The organism is Azospirillum sp. (assembly GCF_050789165.1).
The window spans coordinates 44,620-66,758 of sequence record NZ_JBOZRT010000105.1 but is presented as its reverse complement, the minus strand read 5'-3'; the positions used below and the strand labels follow the sequence as shown (position 1 = coordinate 66,758).

Annotated in this window: 21 protein-coding genes; 16 read left to right on the top strand and 5 right to left on the bottom strand. The window is 68.8% G+C overall.

The genetic code is table 11. The annotated features are described in order from the left end of the window. Positions 1-17 precede the first annotated feature (17 nt). The 11 genes from ACRWK7_RS23960 (at position 18) to proS (ending at position 10,727) form a co-directional block, all read left to right on the top strand. Positions 18-1,526 (top strand): NADH-quinone oxidoreductase subunit M, encoded by a 1,509-nt coding sequence (locus ACRWK7_RS23960; protein WP_431858836.1) that lies wholly within the window; start codon positions 18-20, stop codon positions 1,524-1,526. A gap of 10 nt (positions 1,527-1,536) precedes the next feature. Further along, on the top strand, positions 1,537-2,985 hold the full coding sequence (nuoN, locus tag ACRWK7_RS23955; protein WP_431858835.1) for an NADH-quinone oxidoreductase subunit NuoN: 1,449 nt from the start codon (positions 1,537-1,539) through the stop codon (positions 2,983-2,985). Positions 2,986-2,989: 4 nt separating this feature from the next. Next, the gene (locus ACRWK7_RS23950) at positions 2,990-3,790 is read left to right on the top strand and encodes a biotin--[acetyl-CoA-carboxylase] ligase (protein WP_431858834.1); all 801 of its coding nucleotides are present in this window, start codon (positions 2,990-2,992) and stop codon (positions 3,788-3,790) included. A gap of 3 nt (positions 3,791-3,793) precedes the next feature. Further along, entirely contained in the window at positions 3,794-4,597 is an 804-nt protein-coding gene (locus ACRWK7_RS23945; RefSeq protein ID WP_431858833.1) for a type III pantothenate kinase, read from the top strand. Positions 4,598-4,671: 74 nt separating this feature from the next. Next, complete coding sequence (locus ACRWK7_RS23940) at positions 4,672-6,270, top strand: ribonuclease J (protein ID WP_431858925.1); 1,599 nt, start codon at positions 4,672-4,674, stop codon at positions 6,268-6,270. Between the two features lie 46 nt (positions 6,271-6,316). Further along, positions 6,317-6,721, top strand: coding sequence for a methylmalonyl-CoA epimerase (gene mce, locus ACRWK7_RS23935; RefSeq protein WP_431858832.1), 405 nt, complete (start codon positions 6,317-6,319; stop codon positions 6,719-6,721). A 9-nt stretch (positions 6,722-6,730) separates the two neighbouring features. Further along, positions 6,731-6,979, top strand: coding sequence for a DUF1467 family protein (locus ACRWK7_RS23930; protein ID WP_431858831.1), 249 nt, complete (start codon positions 6,731-6,733; stop codon positions 6,977-6,979). 37 nt (positions 6,980-7,016) lie between these two features. Further along, the gene (locus tag ACRWK7_RS23925) at positions 7,017-7,619 is read left to right on the top strand and encodes a DNA-3-methyladenine glycosylase I (RefSeq protein WP_431858830.1); all 603 of its coding nucleotides are present in this window, start codon (positions 7,017-7,019) and stop codon (positions 7,617-7,619) included. Between the two features lie 420 nt (positions 7,620-8,039). Continuing rightward, positions 8,040-8,933 (top strand): hypothetical protein, encoded by an 894-nt coding sequence (locus ACRWK7_RS23920; protein WP_431858829.1) that lies wholly within the window; start codon positions 8,040-8,042, stop codon positions 8,931-8,933. After that, entirely contained in the window at positions 8,911-9,336 is a 426-nt protein-coding gene (locus tag ACRWK7_RS23915; RefSeq protein WP_431858828.1) for a hypothetical protein, read from the top strand. The genes ACRWK7_RS23920 and ACRWK7_RS23915 overlap by 23 nt, the downstream gene beginning before the upstream one ends. 77 nt (positions 9,337-9,413) lie before the next feature. Next, complete coding sequence (proS, locus tag ACRWK7_RS23910; RefSeq protein WP_431858827.1) at positions 9,414-10,727, top strand: proline--tRNA ligase; 1,314 nt, start codon at positions 9,414-9,416, stop codon at positions 10,725-10,727. A gap of 67 nt (positions 10,728-10,794) precedes the next feature. On the opposite strand, the gene ACRWK7_RS23905 is transcribed toward proS, so the two are convergent. After that, positions 10,795-11,655 (bottom strand): MBL fold metallo-hydrolase, encoded by an 861-nt coding sequence (locus ACRWK7_RS23905; RefSeq protein ID WP_431858826.1) that lies wholly within the window; start codon positions 11,653-11,655, stop codon positions 10,795-10,797. A 315-nt stretch (positions 11,656-11,970) separates the two neighbouring features. On the opposite strand from ACRWK7_RS23905, the gene ACRWK7_RS23900 reads away from it, so the two are divergent. The 4 genes from ACRWK7_RS23900 (at position 11,971) to ACRWK7_RS23885 (ending at position 15,503) form a co-directional block, all read left to right on the top strand. Next, positions 11,971-13,218, top strand: coding sequence for a lipoprotein-releasing ABC transporter permease subunit (locus tag ACRWK7_RS23900; protein ID WP_431858825.1), 1,248 nt, complete (start codon positions 11,971-11,973; stop codon positions 13,216-13,218). Between the two features lie 7 nt (positions 13,219-13,225). Then, positions 13,226-13,903, top strand: a complete 678-nt coding sequence (locus ACRWK7_RS23895; protein ID WP_431858824.1) for an ABC transporter ATP-binding protein — start codon at positions 13,226-13,228, stop codon at positions 13,901-13,903. A 12-nt stretch (positions 13,904-13,915) separates the two neighbouring features. Beyond that, on the top strand, positions 13,916-14,557 hold the full coding sequence (locus ACRWK7_RS23890; protein ID WP_431858823.1) for a glutathione S-transferase family protein: 642 nt from the start codon (positions 13,916-13,918) through the stop codon (positions 14,555-14,557). 88 nt (positions 14,558-14,645) lie between these two features. Continuing rightward, the gene (locus ACRWK7_RS23885) at positions 14,646-15,503 is read left to right on the top strand and encodes a dienelactone hydrolase family protein (protein WP_431858822.1); all 858 of its coding nucleotides are present in this window, start codon (positions 14,646-14,648) and stop codon (positions 15,501-15,503) included. Here ACRWK7_RS23885 and ACRWK7_RS23880 read toward each other — a convergent pair. Together ACRWK7_RS23880 and ACRWK7_RS23875 are read right to left on the bottom strand one after the other, a co-directional pair. After that, positions 15,500-16,396: an EamA family transporter gene (locus ACRWK7_RS23880; protein ID WP_431858821.1), complete on the bottom strand. Its 897-nt coding sequence runs from the start codon at positions 16,394-16,396 to the stop codon at positions 15,500-15,502. The genes ACRWK7_RS23885 and ACRWK7_RS23880 overlap by 4 nt on opposite strands. A gap of 7 nt (positions 16,397-16,403) precedes the next feature. Further along, entirely contained in the window at positions 16,404-16,970 is a 567-nt protein-coding gene (locus tag ACRWK7_RS23875) for a hypothetical protein (RefSeq protein ID WP_431858820.1), read from the bottom strand. 114 nt (positions 16,971-17,084) lie between these two features. On the opposite strand from ACRWK7_RS23875, the gene dnaE reads away from it, so the two are divergent. Continuing rightward, positions 17,085-20,582, top strand: coding sequence for a DNA polymerase III subunit alpha (gene dnaE / locus ACRWK7_RS23870; RefSeq protein WP_431858819.1), 3,498 nt, complete (start codon positions 17,085-17,087; stop codon positions 20,580-20,582). Between the two features lie 132 nt (positions 20,583-20,714). On the opposite strand, the gene ACRWK7_RS23865 is transcribed toward dnaE, so the two are convergent. Together ACRWK7_RS23865 and ACRWK7_RS23860 are read right to left on the bottom strand one after the other, a co-directional pair. Further along, a complete protein-coding gene (locus ACRWK7_RS23865; protein WP_431858818.1) occupies positions 20,715-21,095 on the bottom strand; it encodes a hypothetical protein in 381 nt (126 codons plus the stop codon). Between the two features lie 65 nt (positions 21,096-21,160). Beyond that, positions 21,161-22,132, bottom strand: a complete 972-nt coding sequence (locus ACRWK7_RS23860) for a Vgb family protein (protein WP_431858817.1) — start codon at positions 22,130-22,132, stop codon at positions 21,161-21,163. Positions 22,133-22,139 lie beyond the last annotated feature (7 nt).

Here is a 22,139-nt window from a genome sequence, read left to right as displayed (position 1 = left end):
TCAAGGGGAATAAGAAAATGCCGATCCTGTCGATCACCACCTTCCTGCCGCTCGTCGGCGCGCTGTTCATCCTGATCCAGCGCGGGAGCCCGGAGGCCGTGGCCAATCAGGCGCGCAAGATCGCCCTGATCACGACGCTCATCAACTTCGTGCTGTCGCTGTTCATCTGGTTCCACTTCGATCCGGCCAACCCGGGCTACCAGATGGTCGAGAAGGCGGAATGGATCCCAGCCTTCAAGGTCAACTACCACATGGGCGTCGACGGCATCTCCATGCTGTTCGTCATCCTCTCCACCTTCCTGACGCCGCTGTGCATCCTCGCCTCGTGGGAGAGCATCCAGACCCGCGTCAAGGAGTACATGGTGGCCTTCCTGGTCCTCGAGACCCTGATGGTCGGCATGTTCTGCGCGCTCGACTTCGTCCTCTTCTACATGTTCTTCGAGGGCGTGCTGATCCCGATGTTCCTGATCATCGGCGTGTGGGGCGGGCAGCGGCGCGTGTACGCGGCGTTCAAGTTCTTCCTGTACACGCTGCTCGGCTCCGTGCTGATGCTCATCGCCATCCTGTCGATGTGGTTCGTCGCCGGCACCACGGACATCCCGACGATCACCGCCACGCACTTCGACCGCACCATGCAGATCTGGCTGTGGCTGGCCTGCTTCGCCTCGTTCGCGGTGAAGGTGCCGATGTGGCCGGTGCACACCTGGCTGCCGGACGCCCACGTCGAGGCGCCGACCGCCGGCTCGGTCATCCTGGCGGGCGTGCTGCTGAAGATGGGCGGCTACGGCTTCCTGCGCTTCAACATCCCGATGCTGCCGGAGGCGACGGAGTACTTCGCGCCGCTGGTCTACACGCTGTCCATCGTCGCGGTGATCTACACCTCGCTGGTGGCGCTGGCCCAGGAGGACATGAAGAAGCTGATCGCCTACTCGTCGGTCGCGCACATGGGCTTCGTCACCATCGGCATGTTCACGCTGAACCAGCAGGGCGTCGAGGGCTCGATCTTCCAGATGCTGTCGCACGGCATCGTGTCGGGCGCGCTCTTCCTGTGCGTCGGCGTGGTGTACGACCGGCTGCACACCCGCGAGATCGCGCGCTACGGCGGCCTGGTGCACAACATGCCGAAGTACGCCATCGTGTTCGGCTTCATGACCATGGCCTCGGTCGGCCTGCCCGGCACCTCGGGCTTCGTCGGCGAGTTCCTCGTGCTGCTGGGCGCCTTCCAGGACAACACCTGGGTGGCGGCGCTGGCGGCCACCGGCCTGATCCTGGGCGCCGCCTACGCGCTGTGGCTGCTGCGCCGCATCGTGTTCGGCAAGCTGGTCAAGCCGGACCTGAAGGCGATGTACGACATGAACATCCGCGAGATCGCGGTGTTCGTGCCGCTGATCGTCGTGGTGCTGTGGATGGGCATCTATCCGTCCAGCTTCCTGAAGATCACGTCGGCGTCGGTCGACAACCTGATCAAGACCTACGAGACCAAGCTGGCCGCGTCCGCCAGCGGCGTCACCGTGGCCGCGCGCTAGAGGGTATGCCATGATCGCCCAGTTCCCCGACCTTTGGCCGGCCCTGCCGGAAATCTTCCTGGCGTGCGCGGGCATGGCGCTGCTCATGCTCGGCGTGTTCCGCGGCGAGGGCTCCACCCGCATGGTGGCCTACCTCACCGTCGGCGCGCTGCTGTTCGCGGCGTTCCTCTCGCTCGGCTACGGCTCCGGCCGTGTCGTCACCTTCAACGGCCTGTTCGTGATGGACGCCTTCGGCGTCTTCATGAAGGTGCTGGTGCTGGTGGCCTCGTCGCTCGCCGTCATCATGTCGCTCGGCTACATCGAGCGCGAGCAGATGAACCGGTTCGAGTTCCCCATCCTCATGCTCTTCGCCACGCTGGGCATGCTGATGATGATCTCGGCCAACGATCTCATCTCGCTGTACGTCGGCCTGGAGACGCAGAGCCTGTCGCTGTACGTCATCGCCGCCTTCCGGCGTGACTCGGGCGCCTCGTCGGAAGCCGGCCTGAAGTACTTCGTGCTCGGCGCGCTGTCGTCGTGCCTGCTGCTGTACGGCTCCTCGCTGGTCTACGGCTTCGCCGGCACCACGGCCTTCGACAAGATCGCCACGCTGCTGGCCGGGGGCACGCACCCGTCGGTCGGCCTGATCATCGGCCTGGTGTTCGTCGCCGCCGGCTTGGCCTTCAAGATCTCGGCCGTCCCGTTCCACATGTGGACGCCGGACGTCTACCAGGGCGCCCCGACGCCGGTGACCGCCTTCTTCGCGGTCGCCCCGAAGGTCGCCGCCATCGCGCTGCTCACCCGCGTGCTGATCGAGCCGTTCGGCCACATGGCGCACAGCTGGCAGCAGATCATCATCGCCTCGTCGATCATGTCGATGGCGCTCGGCGCCTTCGCCGCCATCGTGCAGACCAACATCAAGCGCCTGATGGCCTACAGCTCGATCGGCCACATCGGCTACGCGCTGGTCGGCCTCGCCACCGGCACGCAGGAAGGTGTGCGCGGCGTGCTGATCTACATGGCGATCTACCTGTTCATGAACGTCGGCGCCTTCGCGGTCATCCTCTGCATGAAGCAGAAGGGCCGCATGGTGGAGGAGATCAAGGACCTGTCCGGCCTCGCCCGCACCAACCCGATGCTGGCCGCCGCCATGGCGATCTTCATGTTCTCCATGGCGGGCATCCCGCCGATGGCCGGCTTCTTCAGCAAGCTGTACGTCTTCCTGGCCGCCGTTCAGGCCGGGCTGTACGTCACCGCCATCATCGGCGTGCTGACCAGCGTGGTGGGCGCGTACTACTACCTGCGCATCATCAAGGTCATGTACTTCGACGAGCCGGCCGGCGGCTTCGACAAGGTGACGGACGACGGCATGTCCGCCATCCTGGTCGGCACCACCGCGTTCACGCTGCTGTTCTTCGTCGTTCCGGCCCCGATCCTGAACTACGCCGCCACCGCAGCGGCGGCGCTGTTCGCCGGCTGACCGGATGACCGACGAAGCGACTCCTGAATTTCCGGGGGCGGGGGCAGGGGCCCTGTCCCTTCCCCCGGGCTTCCAGGTCGTCGCCCTCGGCGCCGTCGGCAGCACCAACGACGAAGCCAAGGACCGCGCGCGCTCCGGCTTTCCGGAGCGCACCGTCGTCTGGGCCCGGAGCCAGCAGACCGGCCGCGGCCGGCGCGGGCGGGCCTGGACCTCGCCCGAGGGCAACCTCTACACCTCCACCATCCTGCGCCCGCGCGTGACGCCCGCCGTCGCCGCGCAGATGTCGTTCGTCGCTTCCCTCGCCATCGCCGAGACGGCGGAGGCGTTCCTGCCGCCCATGGCCGCGGTGCGCTGCAAGTGGCCGAACGACGTGCTGGTCAACGGTCGCAAGGTCGCCGGCATCCTTCTGGAGTCGGAAGCCGGCGCCGACGGGCGTCTGTCCTGGCTGGTGCTCGGCGTCGGCATAAACCTCCGGCATTTTCCCGAGGGAACCGAGTTCGCCGCCACCTCGCTGGCCGAGGAGGGCGCGGAGCACCCCGAGCCGGCGACGGCGCTGGAGGTCTACGCGCAGACGCTGGCGCGCTGGTACGCGCGCTGGCAGGCCGAGGGCTTCGATCCGGTGCGCGCCGCGTGGCTGGCCCGTGCGGTCAACCGCGGCGGGCCGGTGGTGGTGCGGCTGAGCGACCGCGAGCTGTCCGGCACCTTCGTCGACCTGGACAGCGACGGCGTTCTGCTGCTCGATAGGGGCGACGGTGGCGCGCCCGTGCGGATCGCCGCCGGCGACGTCTTCTTTCCGGGATCATGACGCATGCTGCTCGCCATCGACGCCGGCAACACCAACGTGGTCTTCGCCGTGTTCGACGGCGACGAGAAGCGCGGCCAGTGGCGCATCTCCACGGATAGCCGCCGCACCGCCGACGAGTACGCCGTCTGGCTGTTCAGCCTGATGGCGGTCAAGGGGCTGAAGCCCGCGGACATCCACGCCGCCGTGCTGTCCAGCGTGGTGCCGGCCGCCACCTTCGACCTCAACCGGCTGTGCACCAACCACTTCCAGTGCGAGCCGATGCGGGTCGGCGACCCGGGCGTCGACCTCGGCATCAAGGTGCTGCTGGACAACCCGAAGGAGGCCGGCGCCGACCGGCTGGTGAACTCCATCGCCGCGGCCGAGACCTATCCGGCGCCGCTGATCATCGTCGATATCGGCACCGGCACCACCTTCGACGTGGTGGACCGGGACGGCAACTTCGTCGGCGGCGCCATCGCGCCGGGGCCGAGCCTGGCGCTGGATGCCCTGCACAAGGTGGCGGCCCAGCTGCCGAAGGTGGAGATCGTCCGGCCGGCGCACGTCGTCGGCAAGGGTACGGTGGCGGCCATGCAGTCCGGCATGTTCTGGGGCTACACCAGCATGATCGAAGGGCTGATCACCCGCATCTCGGCCGAGTTGTCCCCGACGGGCGACCCGCCCGTCACGGTGATCGCCACCGGGGGACTTGGCCGGACGTTCGCCGAGGCCACCTCCATGATCCACCACGTCGACAACGAGCTGACCATGCGCGGCCTGTTGTCGGTCTACAAACGCAACACGCCAGGCAACAAGACAGCGGTAAAGTGACAGTGGACAGCCAGTTCACCCCGGATGGGGACGGCCTGTATTTCCTGCCGCTCGGCGGGTCGGGCGAGATCGGCATGAACCTGAACCTGTACGGCCACCGCGGCAAATGGCTGATGGTGGACTTAGGGATTTCGTTCGCCGACGACACCATGCCCGGCCTCGACGTCATCATGCCGGACCCGGCGTTCATCCGGGAGCAGCGGGAAAACCTCGTCGGGCTGGTGCTGACGCACGCGCACGAGGACCATCTGGGCGCCGTCCAGTACCTGTGGCCGCAGCTGCAATGCCCGGTCTACTGCACGCCGTTCACCGCCTCGGTGCTGCGCGCCAAGCTGTACGAGCGCCAGCTCGCCAACAGGGTGCCGATCCACGAGATCCCGCTGGGCGGCACGTTCGAGCTGGGGCCGTTCCAGCTGGAGTTCGTCACGCTCACCCACTCGATCCCCGAGCCGAACGCGCTGGCGATCCGCACGCCGGCCGGGCTGGTGCTGCACACCGGCGACTGGAAGCTCGACCCCGCGCCGCTGATCGGCCCGGTGACCGACGAGGCGCGGCTGCGCGCGCTCGGCGACGAGGGCGTGCTGGCGCTGGTCGGCGACAGCACCAACGCGATGGTGCCCGGCCGCTCCGGTTCCGAGGCGCAGGTGCGCGCGACGCTGACCGACCTGCTCGGCCGCTATCCGAACCGCATCGCGGTGACCTGCTTCGCCACCAACGTGGCGCGGCTGGAGAGCATCGCCGTGGCGGCGGCGGCGAACGGGCGCAACGTCGCGCTGGTCGGCCGCTCGCTGTGGCGGATCAACGAGGCGGCGCGCTCCAACGGCTACCTCAAGGACGTGCCGCCGTTCCTCAGCGAGCATGACGCGGCCTACCTGCCCAAGGACAAGCTGGTGATGATCTGCACCGGCAGCCAGGGCGAGCCGCGCTCCGCCCTGGCGCGCATCGCCGGCGGCGACCACCCGCAGGTGACGCTGGACCCCGGCGACACGGTGATCTTCTCCTCGCGCGAGATCCCCGGCAACGAGCGCGCCATCGGCCGCGTGCAGAACCTGCTGGTCAACAAGGGCATCGAGGTGGTGACCGCCGACGACGCCTTCGTCCATGTCTCCGGCCACCCGGCGCAGGACGAGCTGGTGCAGATGTACCAGTGGGTCCGCCCGAAGGTCGCGGTGCCTGTGCACGGCGAGCAGCGCCACCAGCTGGCGCACGCCCGCATCGCGCAGGGCTGCCAGGTGCCGCACGGGCTGGTGCCGGGCGACGGAGACGTGGTGCGGCTGGCGCCGGGACCGGTCGAGGTGGTGACGCAGGTGCGCACCGGCCGGCTGGCCATCGACGGCAAGCGGCTGGTGCCGCTCGACACCGGGCTGATGCGGGCGCGCACCCGCATGGTGCACAATGGCGCCGCGGTGGCGACGCTGGTGCTCAACGCCAAGGGTGAGCTGGTCACCGCGCCGCAGGTGGCGGTGATGGGCCTGCTGGACAGCGGCGAGACCGACCACGAGGTGCTGCTCGACGTGGTGGACGCGGTGCGCGAGGCGATCGCCGGCCTGCCGAAGCCGGCGCGCCAGGACGACGCCCTGGTGAAGGAGGCGGCGCGCGTCGCGGTGCGCCGCACCTTCAACGCCTCGCACGGCAAGAAGCCGGTGACGGACGTTCACCTCGTCCGCATTTAGGCGTAGGTTGGGCCGCTTCATAAAAAGAAGACATCGGGGAACTCACATGATCGGCAAGCTCAACCACGTCGCCATCGTCGTACCGGACCTGCCGGCGGCCACCGCGCTCTACCGCGACACGCTCGGCGCCCAGGTCTCGGCGCCGGTGGACCTGCCGCCGCACGGCGTCACCGTCGTCTTCGTCACCCTGCCCAACACCAAGATCGAGCTGCTGCACCCCTTCGGCGACAAGTCGCCGGTGGCGCCGTTCCTGGAAAAGAACCCGTCCGGCGGCATCCACCACATCTGCTACGAGGTGGAGGACATCCTGGCGGCGCGCGACCAGCTCAAGGCGCAGGGCGCGCGCGTGCTCGGCGACGGCGAGCCGAAGATCGGCGCGCACGACAAGCCGGTGCTGTTCCTGCACCCGAAGGACTTCTGCGGCACCCTGGTGGAACTCGAGCAGGCGTAGGGGCATCCCATGGGACCGGTCACCATCGGCGCGATCTTCTTCACCGTGTGGTGGACGGTCCTCTTCGCCGTCCTGCCGTGGGGCGTGCGCACCCCGGAGCGGGCGGAGCCCGGCATGGCCGACAGCGCGCCGCAGAAGCCCATGCTGCTGGTCAAGTTCGCCGTGACGACCGCGCTGTCGGCGCTCATCACGCTGGGCATCGTGCTGCTGTACAACTCCGACCTGATTTCGTTCCGCGAGATGGCCAAGGGAATGTAGACTCCCCCCGCGATCAACGAAGCGGGGAGATGACGTCGTGGGTGCCCAGACCTATTGCGAGGCCGCGCCGGGCCATCCCGTGCACGCGCCCTACCACGACACCGAGTACGGCTTTCCCACCGACGACGACACCCTGCTCTTCGAGCGGCTGGTGCTGGAGATCAACCAGGCCGGCCTGTCCTGGTTGACCATCCTGAAGAAGCGGGACGCCTTCCGCGCCGCCTACGACGGCTTCGACATCGACCGCGTCGCCGCGTACGGCGAGACGGAGCGGGCGCGGCTGCTCGCCGACTCCGGCATCATCCGCAACCGGCTGAAGGTGGACGCCGCCATCGAGAACGCCCGGCGCATCGTCGCCTTGCGCCCGCACCACGGCTCCTTCGCCGGCTGGCTGGCGGCACACCACCCGCTGCCCAAGGCCGAATGGGTCAAGCTGTTCAAGCGCAGCTTCCGCTTCACCGGCGGGGAGATCGTCGGCGAGTTCCTGATGAGTCTCGGCTATCTGCCGGGCGCGCATCACCCCGGCTGCCCGGTCTGGGCGGTGGTGGAGGCGCGCAACCCGCCCTGGATGGCCGCCATGCGCCAGGGATTCACCGGCTATGATGCCCGCGATGCAGGCAAATTGCTGCCTGTTGCTTGAGCAATCGCACAGATGATCGGCAAAACCTGAAGAAAATGTGATGATGATCGGCGTTAACCCGCTCGCGGTCTTGCCATTCGGCAAGGTGAAGCGCAGTATTCATCGCAGAGAAGGGCGCATCCCCTTTTCCTACGCCTGGTGGCGATTCCTCCCAAGACTCGGGCCGCGCGGCATCCGCCTCGCGGCCCTTACTTTGTGCGGTTGCCGGCGGCGGCGCCGGACATTTCCTGTCCGGTCGCGGACCGAAAAGTGATTCGGTCGTGAAGGGTCTTTTAGGATTTTTTTAAAGTAGTAGAATCAAATGCCGATGGGCGAGATGAACGACCGCGGATGAAGTGCGCATGAGGCGCCTTCCATAGGCGCTGGCACCCGACGGCCACCATGGCCTATGGTGCGCAAGGGAGAGTGATCGAGGCATCCATGGCCGTATCCGAAAGCGAACGGTTCGAACAGTTTTCTTCGGTCCTGCTGACCGAGTTGCTGGAGCGCACCAGGAAAAACATGGAGCTGCTTCAGCCCGACCGCCGGCCGTGCGCGCCTCTGCCGTTCGCGCAGACGCCGTCGTTCCTCGACATCTACAGCGAGGTGGTGCGGGTCGGCATCTTCCCGGTCGTGCTCAGCCGCCGCCCGGTGCGCGCCATCGTCGGCGACGTGGACTGGGCCAGGGACGGGCGCGAGTACCTGCAGACGCTGCTGGACGACCGCAACAACGTGGTGTTCCCCGCCTGGGACTACGCCTGGGACGCGCTGTGGGACGAGCGCAAGGCGTCGGCCCCCTCCTCCTCGCAGGAGACCGAGAAGAAGAAGGGCGGCTTCTTCGCCTCGCTGTTCGGGCGCAAGAACGCCGCCAAGCCGGAGCCCAAGCCCAACGAGGGCGGCGAGGAGGAGGGCGGCGTCATGGCCGGCCTCTACACCATGCTGAACCAGTTGGCGGACAAGCGCGGCTACCTGCCGCTGTTCCGCGACGACACCCGCGTGTTCAAGGCGCTGGTGCGCATCAAGCCCGGCAAGATCGCTTCGGCTATCAAGGAGCTGAGCCAGTACCACCACCAGGAATTCGTCGTGCAGGGCAAGGAGCAGGCCAAGGCCGGCGTGCTGAACGACGCCCTGCAGAAATGGCAGTTCAACCTGCCCGACCGCGTCGGCGAGATGCTGGTCATCAAGTGCGCCGTCGATCTGGAGCACGTGAACAAGACCTACATCGGCAAGTACATCCGCCAGTCGGCCCGCTCCCAGGAGGAGGCGGAGAAGGGCATGCCCTACCTCTCCATCTACTGGAAGGCGATGCCCAGTGCGGTCACGGTGCAGGACTGACGCCGCCGCTCTGCTGGGCCTCCTGCTGGCCCAGCTGCCGGGTGGGACGCCCGCCGCGGCGCAGACGCCGACGTTCGACGTCGCGATCTGCCGCACCCTGCCGCGCCACGTGCCCTCGGCGGACGTCGAGTACAAGCCCGGCGTCGACGTGCGGGGCAACCGCGTCGCCCCGGCGGACCTGCCGGGTTCGGCCGGCGCGGCGCCGATGGACCGCTTCGAGATTCCGGTGACGCTGGAGGTCGCCCGCCGGCTGGGGTTCGCCACGCCGGGCGCGGGCGCGCTGCCGCGGACGGCGGAGGTCGGCCGGCTGAGCATCCAGGGCAACCGCCTGTTCTTCAACGGCCAGCCGCTGAACGCCGCCAGCGAAGCGGAGCTGGTCGCGCTGTGCCGGACGGTTCGATAGACACGGTTCGGTGGACAAGAGCGCGGCGGGTTCCTAAAGTCGCTGACCCTCATTCCCGAGCGACTTGGAATTCCGTCATGCGGCTCTCGACCTTCTTCCTGCCGACCCTCAAGGAAACCCCGACCGAGGCGCAGATCGTCTCGCACCGGCTGATGCTGCGCGCCGGCATGATCCGCCAGCAGTCGGCCGGCATCTACGCGTGGCTGCCGCTCGGCCACAAGGTGCTGAAGAAGATCGAGCAGATCGTCCGCGAGGAGCAGGACGCCGCCGGTGCCCAGGAACTGCTGATGCCGACCATCCAGTCGGCGGACCTGTGGAAGGAGAGCGGGCGCTACGACGACTACGGCAAGGAGATGCTGCGCATCACCGATCGGCACGAGCGCGAGATGCTCTACGGCCCGACGAACGAGGAGATGATCACCGACATCTTCCGGACGTTCGTGCGCAGCTACCGCCAGCTGCCGCTGAACCTCTACCACATCCAGTGGAAGTTCCGCGACGAGGTCCGCCCGCGCTTCGGCGTGATGCGCGGCCGCGAGTTCCTGATGAAGGACGCCTACTCCTTCGACATCGACCCGGCGGGCGCGCGGCGCTCCTACCAGGCGATGTTCCTGGCCTACCTGCGCACCTTCGCCCGCATGGGCCTGAAGGCGATCCCGATGCGCGCCGACACCGGCCCGATCGGCGGCGACCTCAGCCACGAGTTCATCATCCTGGCCGAGACCGGCGAGAGCGGCGTGTTCTGCGACAAGGCGTGGCTCGACCTGGACGTGCTGTCGGATGCGCCGGACTACAGGGACGACCTGCAGCCGTTCTTCGACAAGTACACCTCGATCTACGCCGCCACCGACGAGAAGCACGACGCCGCCTCCTGCCCGGTGCCGGAGGACCGGCTGGAGAGCGCCCGCGGCATCGAGGTCGGCCACATCTTCAACTTCGGCACCAAGTACTCCAAGCCGATGAACGCCACCGTCGCCGGCCCGAACGGCGAGCCGGTGCACGTGGAGATGGGCAGCTACGGAATCGGCGTGTCGCGCCTGGTGGCCGCGATCATCGAGGCCAGCCACGACGACAACGGCATCATCTGGCCGGACGCCGTGGCGCCCTTCAACGTCGGCCTCGTCAACCTGAAGCCCGGCGACGCCGAGACCGACCGCGTCTGCGGGGAGCTGTACGCCAAGCTGCAGGCCCAGGGCGTCGAGGTGCTGTACGACGACCGCGACGAGCGGCCGGGCGTGAAGTTCGCCGACATGGACCTGATCGGCCTGCCGTGGCACCTCGTGGTCGGCCCGCGCGGCCTGAAGAACGGCGTCGTCGAACTGAAGCGCCGCGCCACCGGCGAGCGCGAGGAGCTGTCGGTGGAGAGCGCGCTGGCGAAGCTGGCGCGCTGACGGGTATGGCCCCACCTCGTCCCTCTCTGCCGCGCAGGGGAGGGATGGGGTGGGGCGACCGGTGCTCCTACAGCACGTTCACCGGCACCCTCAGGTACACCACGCCGTTGCTGTCCGGCGGCGGCAGGTGGCCGGCCGCGGCGTTCACCTGCACCGCCGGGATGATCAGCGCCGGCATCGGCAGCGTTTTGTCGCGGGCGGTGCGCAGCGCCACGTAGGCGGCTTCGGCGACGCCGTCGCGCACGTGGATGTTGGCACGGCGCTGCTCGGCCACGGTGGTCTCCCAGGCGTGCGGCCGGCCGCCCGGTGCGTAGTCGTGGCAGACGAACAGCCGCGTTTCTTCCGCCAGCGCCAGCAGGCGGCGGATCGAGCCGAACAGCTCGGCGGCGCTGCCGCCGGGGAAGTCGCAGCGCGCGGTTCCGCCGTCGGGCATGAACAGCGTGTCGCCGACGAACACCGTATCGTCGATGAGGTAGCTCACCGAATCCCGCGTGTGACCCGGCGTGTGCAGCACGCGGCCCTGCAAGGCGCCGACAGTGAAGGTCTCGCCGTCGGCGAACAGCCGGTCGAAGGGCTGCCCCCGCGGGCGGAAGGCCAGCGGGTCGTTGAAGACCTTGCCGAAATGCTCCTGCACCTCGGTCACCCCGGCGCCGATGCCGATGCGCCCGCCGAGCCGGCGCTGCAGGGTGGGGGCTGCCGACAGGTGGTCGGCATGGATGTGCGTCTCCAGGATCCAGCCGAGCGTCAGCGAGTGCTCCGCCAGGAAGGCCGCGATCGCGTCGGCCGACTGGCTGCCGGTGCGGCCGGCGGCGGCGTCGAAGTCGAGGACGGAGTCGATGACCGCGGCGGTGCCGCCCGGCCGGTCGTACACGGCGTAGCTCACCGTGGAGGTCGGTGCGTGGAAGAAGGGCTGGACGAGCGCGGGCATCGGCCGCTCCCACCTGTTGGTTCCCTCGACGATTCCACTGTCGCGCCATCCGCCGGCGGATGGCAACCGGGACGAAGCGCAGATCCGTCCGCGTTCCGGCGAAACCGGGGTACGACCTCGGAACAGGGCGCCGCATCGGCCGCGGTAACGCTCAAGCCGGAACCGCGCGGTCCGGCGCCCTGCCTTGACGCGACGGCGGGCCGGGGCAGGGCGGCGCCGGTTCCGCGCAGCGCTTGCGCATCGGGCGTGCGGCACGTATCTACGCTTGAGCGCTGCCGTCCGGCAGCCGGCCGCAACTCCGGAACACCGCCCCCCATGATCTTCTCCGCGTTCGAACGCATGGTCGCGATGCGCTACCTCCGCGCCCGCCGGCAGGAGGGGTTCATCTCCGTCATCGCGTGGTTCTCGCTGCTCGGCATCGGGCTGGGCGTGGCGACGCTGATCATCGTCATGGCGGTGATGAACGGCTTCCGCGCGGAGCTGCTGGGCCGCGTGCTCGGCCTCAACGGGCACCTCAACATCTATTCGGCGGCCCCCGGGCCGCTGACCGACTTCGACGCCCTGGCCGACCGCGTGCGGCAGGTGCCGGGCGTCACCAACGTGACGCCGACGGTGGAGGGCCAAGCGCTGGTCACGGTGCGCGGCATGGCGTCCGGCGCCGTGGTGCGCGGCGTGCGGCCGGAGGACTTCCGGGTGCGGCCGACCCTGTCCAAGCACATCCTGCGCGGCACCGCCGACGCCTTCGGCGAGGACAACGTCGCCATCGGCATCCGCATGGCGCAGCGCCTGGGGCTGTCGGTCGGCGACCAGATCACGCTGATCGCGCCGCAGGGCAACGCCACCGCCTTCGGCACCGTGCCGCGCATGCGGGGCTACAACATCGGCGCGATCTTCGACGTCGGCATGTTCGAGTACGACAACTCGTTCATCTTCATGCCGCTGGAGCAGGCGCAGCTGTTCTTCCGCACCGGCGACGCGGTGACCTCGCTGGAGGTGTTCGTCGCCGACCCCGTGCAGATCCGCGCCCAGCGCGCCGCCCTGCAGCCGGCGGTGGCCGGCATTGGGCGCGTGGTCGACTGGCAGCAGTCGAACGCCAGCTTCTTCACCGCGCTGCAGGTCGAGCGGAACGTGATGTTCCTGATCCTGTCGCTGATCATCATGGTTGCGGCGTTCAACATCATCTCCAGCCTGATCATGCTGGTGAAGGACAAGGGGCGCGACATCGCCATCCTGCGCACCATGGGCGCCACGCGCGGCATGATCATGCGCATCTTCTTCCTGTCCGGCGCCTCGGTCGGCGTGATGGGCACGGTGGGCGGCCTGATCCTCGGCGTGGTGTTCTGCCAGAACATCGAGAGCATCCGGCAGTTCATCCAGATGCTGTCGGGAACCGAGCTGTTCTCGCCGGAGATCTACTTCCTCTCGCAACTGCCGGCGAAGATCGACTGGGGCGAGGTGGCGCAGGTGACGGGCATGGCGCTCGGCCTGTCCTTCGCCGCCACGGTCTACCCGTCCTGGCGGGCGGCACGGCTCGATCCGGTGGAGGCCCTGCGCTATGAGTGAGGGGCCCATGCTGGAATTGAAGGACGTGGTCCGCACCTTCGAGCAGGCCGGCACCAGGCTGGAGGTGCTGCGCGGCGTGCAGTTGACCGTCCGTCCGGGCGAGCTGGTCGGTCTGGTCGGGCCTTCCGGTGCGGGAAAGTCGACGCTGCTGCACATCGCCGGCCTGCTGGAGCGGCCCTCGTCGGGCACGGTGCGCATCGGCGGCACCGACGCCTCGACGCTGGACGACGGCAAGCGCACGGAGATCCGCCGCAAGGCCATCGGCTTCGTCTACCAGTTCCACCACCTGCTGCCGGAGTTCACCGCGCTGGAGAACATCGTGCTGCCGCAGATGATCGCCGGCCTGAAGCGGTCCGAGGCGGTGACGCGGGCGAAGGAACTGCTGCACATGGTCGGCCTCGACCAGCGCGGCAGCCATCGGCCGGCGCGGCTGTCGGGCGGCGAGCAGCAGCGCGTCGCCATCGCCCGCGCGCTGGCCAACGCCCCCGGCCTGCTGATCGCCGACGAGCCCACCGGCAACCTCGACCCGCACACCGCGGAAAGCGTGTTCGCCACGCTGACCGGGATCGTCCGGCAGGCCCGCGTCGGCGCGCTGATCGCCACCCACAACCTGGAGCTGGCGCGGCGTATGGACCGCGTGCTCGAAATGCACGAAGGTGTGCTGATCGAACACGCAACCACCTGAGGGAGGGGTTCCATGCCGCCTGTCGTGCTTCACGGTCCGGCAATGAGCAGCTACGTCTGGAGCGCGCGCATCGCGCTCGCCGAGAAGGGCGTGGAGCACACGCTGAACGACATGCCGTTCGGCGCGCACAAGCTGCCGGATCATCTGGCCCGCCATCCCTTCGGCAAGGTGCCGGCGTTCGAGCACGACGGCTTCGCGCTGTACGAGACGCAGGCCATCGTCCGCTACGTGGACGAGGCGTTCGCCGGCCCGGCCCTGCAGCCCGCCGACGCCCGGCAGCGGGCGCGGATGAATCAGGTGATGGGCGTCCTCGATTCGTACGGCTGGCCGAGCTGCGCCGGCGGCATCATGTTCCAGCGCCTGATTGCGCCGAAGATGGGCCTGCCGACCAACGAGGCGGCGGTGGAGGCGGCGCTGCCCATGGCGCGGATCTGCTACGCCGAGTGGGAGCGGCTGCTGGGCGACCAGCCCTTCATGGCCGGCGACGCGTTCTCGCTGGCCGACGTGATGATGGCGCCGATGGTGATCTACTCGGCCATGACGCCGGAGACTCGCGCAATGATGGCCGAGGCGCCGCGCCTGTACGCCTGGGGCAAGCGGATGGCCGAGCGGCCGAGCGTCGCGCGAACCTCGCCGCTGCCGCCGCGCGCGTGAACGGCACACCTCACCGTTTGGTGAATTGGCGATCGCCGGGGCGTGCGGCAGACTTTCCCGCAAATCCGCGGGGATGGGAGAGAGCCGCATGGACCAGACGATCATCGACCTCTACGACGAGTACACGCACGCGCCGCTGCCGCGCCGGGTGTTCCTGGAGCGGCTGGCGGCGCTGCTCGGCTCCGCCGCCGCGGTGCCGGCCGTGCTGGCCGCCATCGAGCCCAATTACGCCCGCGCGGCGGTGGTGGAGCCGGGCGACCCGCGAATCAGCGTGGAGAATGTCTCCTTCCAGGGGGCGACCGGCGACGTCCGCGGCTACCTCGCGCGGCCGAAGACGACGGAACGCGCGCCGGCGGTGATCGTCATCCACGAAAACCGCGGCCTCAACCCGCACATCGAGGACGTGGTGCGCCGCTTCGCCGCCGACGGCTTCGTGGCGCTGGCGCCGGATCTGCTGTCGCCGCTGGGCGGCACGCCGGCCGACGCCGACCGGGCGCGCGACATGTTCGGCCAGCTCGACGCCGGCAAGACGGTGAACAACCTGATCGCGGCGCAGAGCTTCCTGATGTCCTACCGCTATTCGAGCGGCAAGGTGGGGGCGGTCGGCTTCTGCTGGGGCGGCGGCATGGTCAACCAGTTCGCCATCAAGGCGCCGGACCTCAAGGCCGCCGTCGCCTACTACGGCCCGACGCCGGACCCGGCGCAGGTCGGCTCGATCAAGGCGCCGATGCTGCTGCATTACGGCGGGCTCGACCAGCGCGTCAACGCCGGGATCCCCTCCTATGAGGAGGCGCTGAAGAAGGCCGGCGTGCCGCACCAGATCTACGTCTACGAGGGTGCCAACCACGCCTTCAACAACGACACCTCCGCCGACCGCTACAACGAGCAGGCCGCCAAGCTGGCCTGGGGGCGGACCGTGGAGTTCCTGCGGCAGTACCTGGTCTAACGGGTCGGCGCGGTGGCGGGGGCGGTCTGCCCCCGCGGCAGCTTCAGCACCGTGATCGCCAGCCCGCCGAACACCAGCGCGGCGCCGACCGCCTTGGTCGGGCTGAAGTCCTCGCCCAGCAGCAGGGCGCTGGAACTCATGCCGAAGATCGGCACCAGCAGCGAGAAGGGGGCGACGAGGCTGGCCGGGTAGTGGCGCAGCAGGAAGCCCCAGCTGGCGAAGCCGTACAGCGTCGCCCCGGCGGCGATGTAGGCCAGCGCGGCGAAGCCCGGCCACGTCAGGCCGGTCAGCGCGCCGGCGATGCGCGCCGGCCCTTCCATCCCCAGCGACAGCAGGAACAGCGGCAGCGGCGGCACGACGCTGACCCACAGCATCAGGCGGAACAGGTCCGGCGCCCTGGCCTGTTTCATGATGATGTTGCCGGCCCCCCAGGCGACGGCCGCCGCGACCACCAGCCCAAGGCCGAGCAGCGACCCGCCGGCCTGCATCTCGCGGGCGATCAGCGCGATGCCGCCGAACGCCACCGCCATGCCGACCAGCGGCCGGATCCCCGGCCGGTCGCCGAGCAGCAGCGTGGCGAACAGCAGGGTGAAGAACGCCTGGCTCTGCAGCACCAGCGACGACAGGCCGGCCGGCATGCCGGCGTCGATGCCGGCGAACAGCAGGGCGAACTGCAGGGCGCCCAGCACCAGCCCGATCCCGAGGATGTAGCGCCACGCCACCGGCGGTCCGCCGCGCACGCCCAGCACCAGCAGCGGCGTCGCCGCCAGCAGGAAGCGCAGCGCGGTGAACAGCAGCGGCGGCATGTCGCGCAGCCCCACCTTGATGGCGACGAAGTTGCAACCCCAGACGGCCGCCACCGAAAGGGCGAGGAGGATGTGGAGCGGGCGCATGGGGGGCTCAGCTGCGGGTGTTGAGACGGCGGCACTCATCTAGCGCGTTCACCGCCCAGTTCGATCCGGCGAGGGGAAACGCTGCTATGCGTCCGCCGAGGCGCGGACTCGACACCTCCAGCCCCTTGGAGCGGGCGTAGGGGTCGGTGATGTCCTCGTAGTCGAGGGACTGGATGCGCACCATCAGCGTGCCGGAATCCAGCGCTACCGCCTTGTGCGATTCGGGGGCCGCGCCCTCGAACGCCAGCGTCAGGTCGTAGGTGGCGCCGGGCGCCAGCAGCCGGTCGGGGGTGGAGATCAGCACCGAAAAGCTACCGGGCGCGGCCTGGAAGCTCAGCGTCGCCCCGTTGTCCCCGGGGCGGGTGACGCGGCAGTGGGCAGGTTCGGTGACGGTGCCGGACACCGCCTCGACCACCCAGCCGCGCCGTTCCGCGACCTTGCGGCCGGGGGAGGGGGCGAGCGGTGCAGCCAGTCCGGCCGCGCCGCCGTAGGTGACGTGGGGGCTCTCGGTGGTCTGACAGGCGGCCAGCAGGACAAAGGCCAGGAAGGCGAGATGGACGCGGGGGCGACGCATGCGGGCTCCTCAGGCGACCCCGTTCGGCGGGGCCAGGGTCCCTGATATCACCCGTGCAATTTCGGCGAAAGTGCGACATGCTCGCGCCCGATCCCCGATCCCATATTGGACACCATGCCGCACGCCGACTTCGTCCACCTGCGCGTCCACTCCGCCTACTCGCTGTCGGAGGGCGCCATCAAGGTCAAGGAGCTGGTCAAGCTCTGCGCGAAGCAGCACATGCCCGCGGTGGCGGTCACCGACACCGGCAACCTGTTCGGCGCGCTGGAATTCGCGCTGGCGGCGTCCGACGTCGGCGTGCAGCCGATCATCGGCACGGTGCTCGGCATCACCCGCGTCGGCCCGGCCAACGCCAAGCCCGGCCTGCCCGGCAAGGGCGCGGTTCAGCCGGACCAGCTGGTGCTGCTCTGCCAGAGCCAGGACGGCTACCGTAACCTGATGAAGCTGGTGTCCAAGGCGTTCCTGGAGTCGGACCCGATGGCCGGCCCGCAGGTGACGCTGGAGGCTCTGGAAGGCCGTTCGGAGGGGCTCATCGCGCTGACCGGCGGGCCGCAGGGCACCGTCGGACGCCTGCTCGGCGAGGGGCAGAAGGATCTGGCGCTGGAGGTGCTGGAGCGGCTGAAGGGCCTGTTCCCCGGCCGGCTGTACGTCGAGCTGCAGCGCCACGGCGGCCACTTCACCGCCGTCGAGGACGCCGTCGAGCCGGCGCTCATCGACCTCGCCTACGCGCAAGACCTGCCGCTGGTGGCGACCAACGACTGCTATTTCGCGACCGAGGACATGCACGAGGCGCACGATGCGCTGCTGTGCATCGCCGAGGGCGCCTACATCAGCCAGGACGACCGCCGCCGCGTCACCCCCGACCACCGCTTCAAGTCGGCGGAGGAGATGCGGCTGCTGTTCGCCGACCTTCCGGAGGCGGTGGACAACACCGTCGCCATCGCCCGGCGCTGCTCGTTCCTGCTCAAGCCCATCAAGCCGATCCTGCCGCCGTTCCCCTGCGAGGGCGACCGCAACGAGGACGACGAGCTGCGCGTCCAGTCCCGCGAGGGCCTGGAGATGCGCCTGGAGAAGGTCGTCTACACCCCCGACATGACGCCGGAGCAGCGGGCGGAGACCCGCAAGACCTACTTCGAGCGGCTGGAGTTCGAGCTGGACGTCATCATCAAGATGAAGTTCCCCGGCTACTTCCTGATCGTGTCGGACTTCATCAAGTGGGCGAAGGAGCACGACATCCCGGTCGGGCCGGGCCGCGGTTCGGGCGCCGGCTCGGTGGTCGCCTGGGCGCTGACCATCACCGACCTCGACCCGTTGCGCTTCGGCCTGCTGTTCGAGCGCTTCCTGAATCCCGAACGCGTGTCGATGCCCGACTTCGACGTGGACTTCTGCCAGGACCGCCGCGAAGAGGTGATCCGCTACGTCCAGGGCAAGTACGGCTACGACCGCGTCGCGCAGATCATCACCTTCGGTAAGCTGCAGGCGCGCGCCGTGCTGCGCGACGTCGGGCGCGTGCTGCAGATGCCCTACGGGCAGGTCGACAAGATCTGCAAGATGGTGCCGAACAACCCGGCCAACCCGGTCACGCTCCAGCAGGCGCTCGACACCGAGGAGATGCTGCGCGCTGCGCGCGACGGCGACGAGACGGTGGCGCGCCTCATCAACATCGCGCTGAAGCTGGAGGGCCTGTTCCGCCACGCCTCGACCCACGCCGCCGGCGTGGTGATCGGCGACCGGCCGCTGGACGAGCTGGTGCCGCTGTACCGAGACCCGCGCTCGGACATGCCGGTCACCCAGTTCAACATGAAGTACGTCGAGCAGGCCGGCCTGGTGAAGTTCGACTTCCTCGGCCTGAAGACGTTGACGGTGCTGAAGACCGCGGTCGACCTGATCCCCGGGAAGCCCGACCTCACCACCGTCCCGCTGGACGACCCGAGAAGCTACGAGATTCTCGGGCGGGCGGAATCGACCGGCGTGTTCCAGCTCGAAAGCTCGGGCATGCGCGACGTGCTGCGGCGGCTCAAGCCGAACCGGCTGGAGGACATCATCGCGCTGGTGTCGCTCTACCGCCCCGGCCCGATGGACAACATCCCGAAATACATCAAGGTCAAGAACAAGGAGGAGCCGCCCGACTACATGAACCCGGCCCTGGAGCCGATCCTGAAGGAGACCTTCGGGATCATGATCTACCAGGAGCAGGTCATGCAGATCGCCCAGGTGCTGTCCGGCTATTCGCTGGGCGGCGCCGATCTTCTGCGCCGCGCCATGGGCAAGAAGATCAAGGAGGAGATGGACAAGGAGCGCGCCAAGTTCGTCGAGGGAGCGGTCAAGAACGGCGTCGACGGCGATCAGGCGAGCATGATCTTCGATCAGGTGGCCAAGTTCGCCGGCTACGGCTTCAACAAGAGCCACGCGGCGGCCTACGCGCTGGTCGCCTACCACACGGCGTACCTGAAGGCGAACTACCCGGTCGAGTTCATGGCGGCGTCGATGACGCTCGACCTCGGCAACACCGACAAGCTGAACGTCTTCCGGCAGGAGCTGGGACGGCTGCGCATCAAGCTGCTGTCGCCGGACATCAACCGGTCCTCGGCCATCTTCTCGGTGGAGGAGGTTGGTAAGAACGAGGGGGGCGGCGGCGAGAAGGCGGTGCGCTACGCGCTGGCGGCGGTGAAGGGCGTCGGCCTGCCGGCCATGAAAGCGGTGGTGGAGGAGCGGCAGAAGAACGGCCCGTACAAGAGCCTGTTCGACTTCGCCCGCCGCCTCGACCTCAAGACCATCAACAAGCGCCAGCTGGAGAACCTGACCTGCGCCGGCGCCTTCGACGGCATCAACCCGAACCGCGCCCAGGTGCACGCCGCGCTGGAGACGCTGATCCGCTACGCCCAGGCCGAGGCGGCGGAGCGCGACAGCGGCATCGGCAACCTGTTCGGTGGCGCCGGCGGCGGCCTCAAGGAACCCGACCTGCCGAAGGTCTCCGACTGGGAGCCGCTGGAGAAGCTGAAGCACGAGTTCGCCTCCATCGGCTTCTACCTCTCGGCCCACCCGCTCGACGCCTTCGCCGGGCCGCTGGGACGGATGAAGGTGGTGAGGTCGGCCGAGCTCAATCAGGCGATGAGCCGCGGCGGCTCGACCCGCTACAAGATGGCGGGCATCGTGGTCTCGAAGAAGGAGAAGACCGCCAAGTCCGGCAACCGCTTCGCCTTCGTCGAGCTGTCGGATTCCACCGGCGGCTACGAGGTGACGCTGTTCTCCGAGGTGCTGTCCGGCAGCCGCGACCTGCTGGAGCCGGGGCGGCCGGTGCTGCTGACGGTGGACGCCCAGCGCAACGGCGAGGAGGTCCGCCTGACCTGCCAGGAGATCAAGCCGCTGGAAGAGGCGGTGGCCTCGGTCTCCGAGGGCTTGAAGGTGGTGGTGCGCGACGACCGCCCGGTGGCGAACCTCAAGGGCATGCTGGACCGCCTGCAGCGCGGCCGCGGCCGCATCCACGTGCTGGTCGAGATCGAGCCGCTGAAGGAGGTTGAGATCCAGCTGCCGGGCATGTACCACATCACCGCGCAGAGCCGCGCGGCGCTGAAGGCGGTGCAGGGCGTGATCGAGGTGGTGGAGCTGTAGGCTGCCGGGTGCCTGCTTCTTAAATCGTCGTGCCCGGGCTTGTCCCGGGCACCCACGCACTCGGACGTCCACAAAGGTTCAGGTCGTGGATGGCCGGGACAAGCCCGGCCATGACGTACAACATGAAGGCGCTCACCCGAGCTTCACGTACCCGCGCTCGATCACCCGCTCGGCCGCCTCGAAGACGTGCACCATCTCCTCGTAGGCCTTGCGCAGCGCCTCCAGCCTGCTGATCGACTCCGGGTCGGGGTGGCGGTGCTCGGCGACCTGGAGGCCGAACTTGATGTAGTCGGCGCGCAACTCGGCCACCCGCACGGCGACCTTCAGGAAGGCCTCCTGGTTCAGGTGCGGGATCGACTGCCCCATGACCTGGCAGTTGGCCTCGAGGATCGCCGCCTCCAGGTTCTCCAGGAAGTGCCGCACCCGATGTTGCGTTGCAATATCAGCGATCTCAGGCGTCAGCAACTTGTCCACCTTGCCCTTCGAGTATTCGCCGACGATCTTGGACGTCATGATGGGGATCCTCCCGGAAAGTCACCCCATCCTGACATGAACTTCTGAACGCTTGGTAACGATGGTCATCCCGCCGGCGCCTTGCGGACCACCATCAGGCGGTCGGTGCCGGATTCGGGCAGCCACACCTCGCCCGGCCGGCCGAGGATCTGCCGCACGTCCGCCTCGCGGCCGGAGCCCGGGACGCTGCCGGTGAAGGTCTCGCTGCGCGGGTCGAAGCTGACCACCGCGTTGGCGGCGAAATCGCTGACCCACACGATGTCGCGCTCGTCCACGTACACCGCGTAGGGGCGCGGCCCGTCGCCGGGCAGCATCCAGCTCTTCCACGTGCCGCTGGAGGGCGTGTAGCGGCTGAGCTGCCCGGTGTTCCACTCGCTGATCCACAGGTTGCCCCTGGAATCGGACCAGACGCGCCGCGCCCCCTGGCCCTCGGTCGGCGGCTCGATCACCGTGGCGCCGCCGCTGGCGGAGTCGATGCGCGCCAGATAGCTGCCGGCGAGCGAGACGTAATAGACGGTGCCGTCCGGAGTCGCGGTGATGCCGTAGGGGCCGCGGCCCTTCGGCGCCTTGAAGACGCGCATCGCCCCGGTCTTCGGGTCGAGGCTGCCATAGACGCCGTTCTGCCCGGTGAACCACAGCAGCCCCCTGCCGTCGAAGGCGCAGGTGTTGAGGTTGGCGTTCCCCTGGTCCTTGGGCAGCTTCCAGGCGTCCACCTTCCGAGTCTTCGGATCGTAGCGGACGATGGCGTTCTGCCCGCCGTCGGTGATCCACGCCGCCCCGTCCGGCCCGGCGATGACGCCGTGCGGCGCCGAACCTTCGCCGAGCTTCACCTGCCGCACCTGCCCGGTCTTCGGGTCGAGGATGCCGAGCGCTCCCTGGTGCTGAGCGGTGTACCAGACGCTGCCGTCCGGCGCCGGCGCCACGTCGTGCGGGTGCGCGCCCTTCGGCACCTCGTAGACCTTGACGTCGGCCGCCAGGGCGGGGGAGGCGAGCAGCGTTCCGAGAAGTGCCAGCAGGGCGAGGCGAGGGGCGGGCATCGGGGTA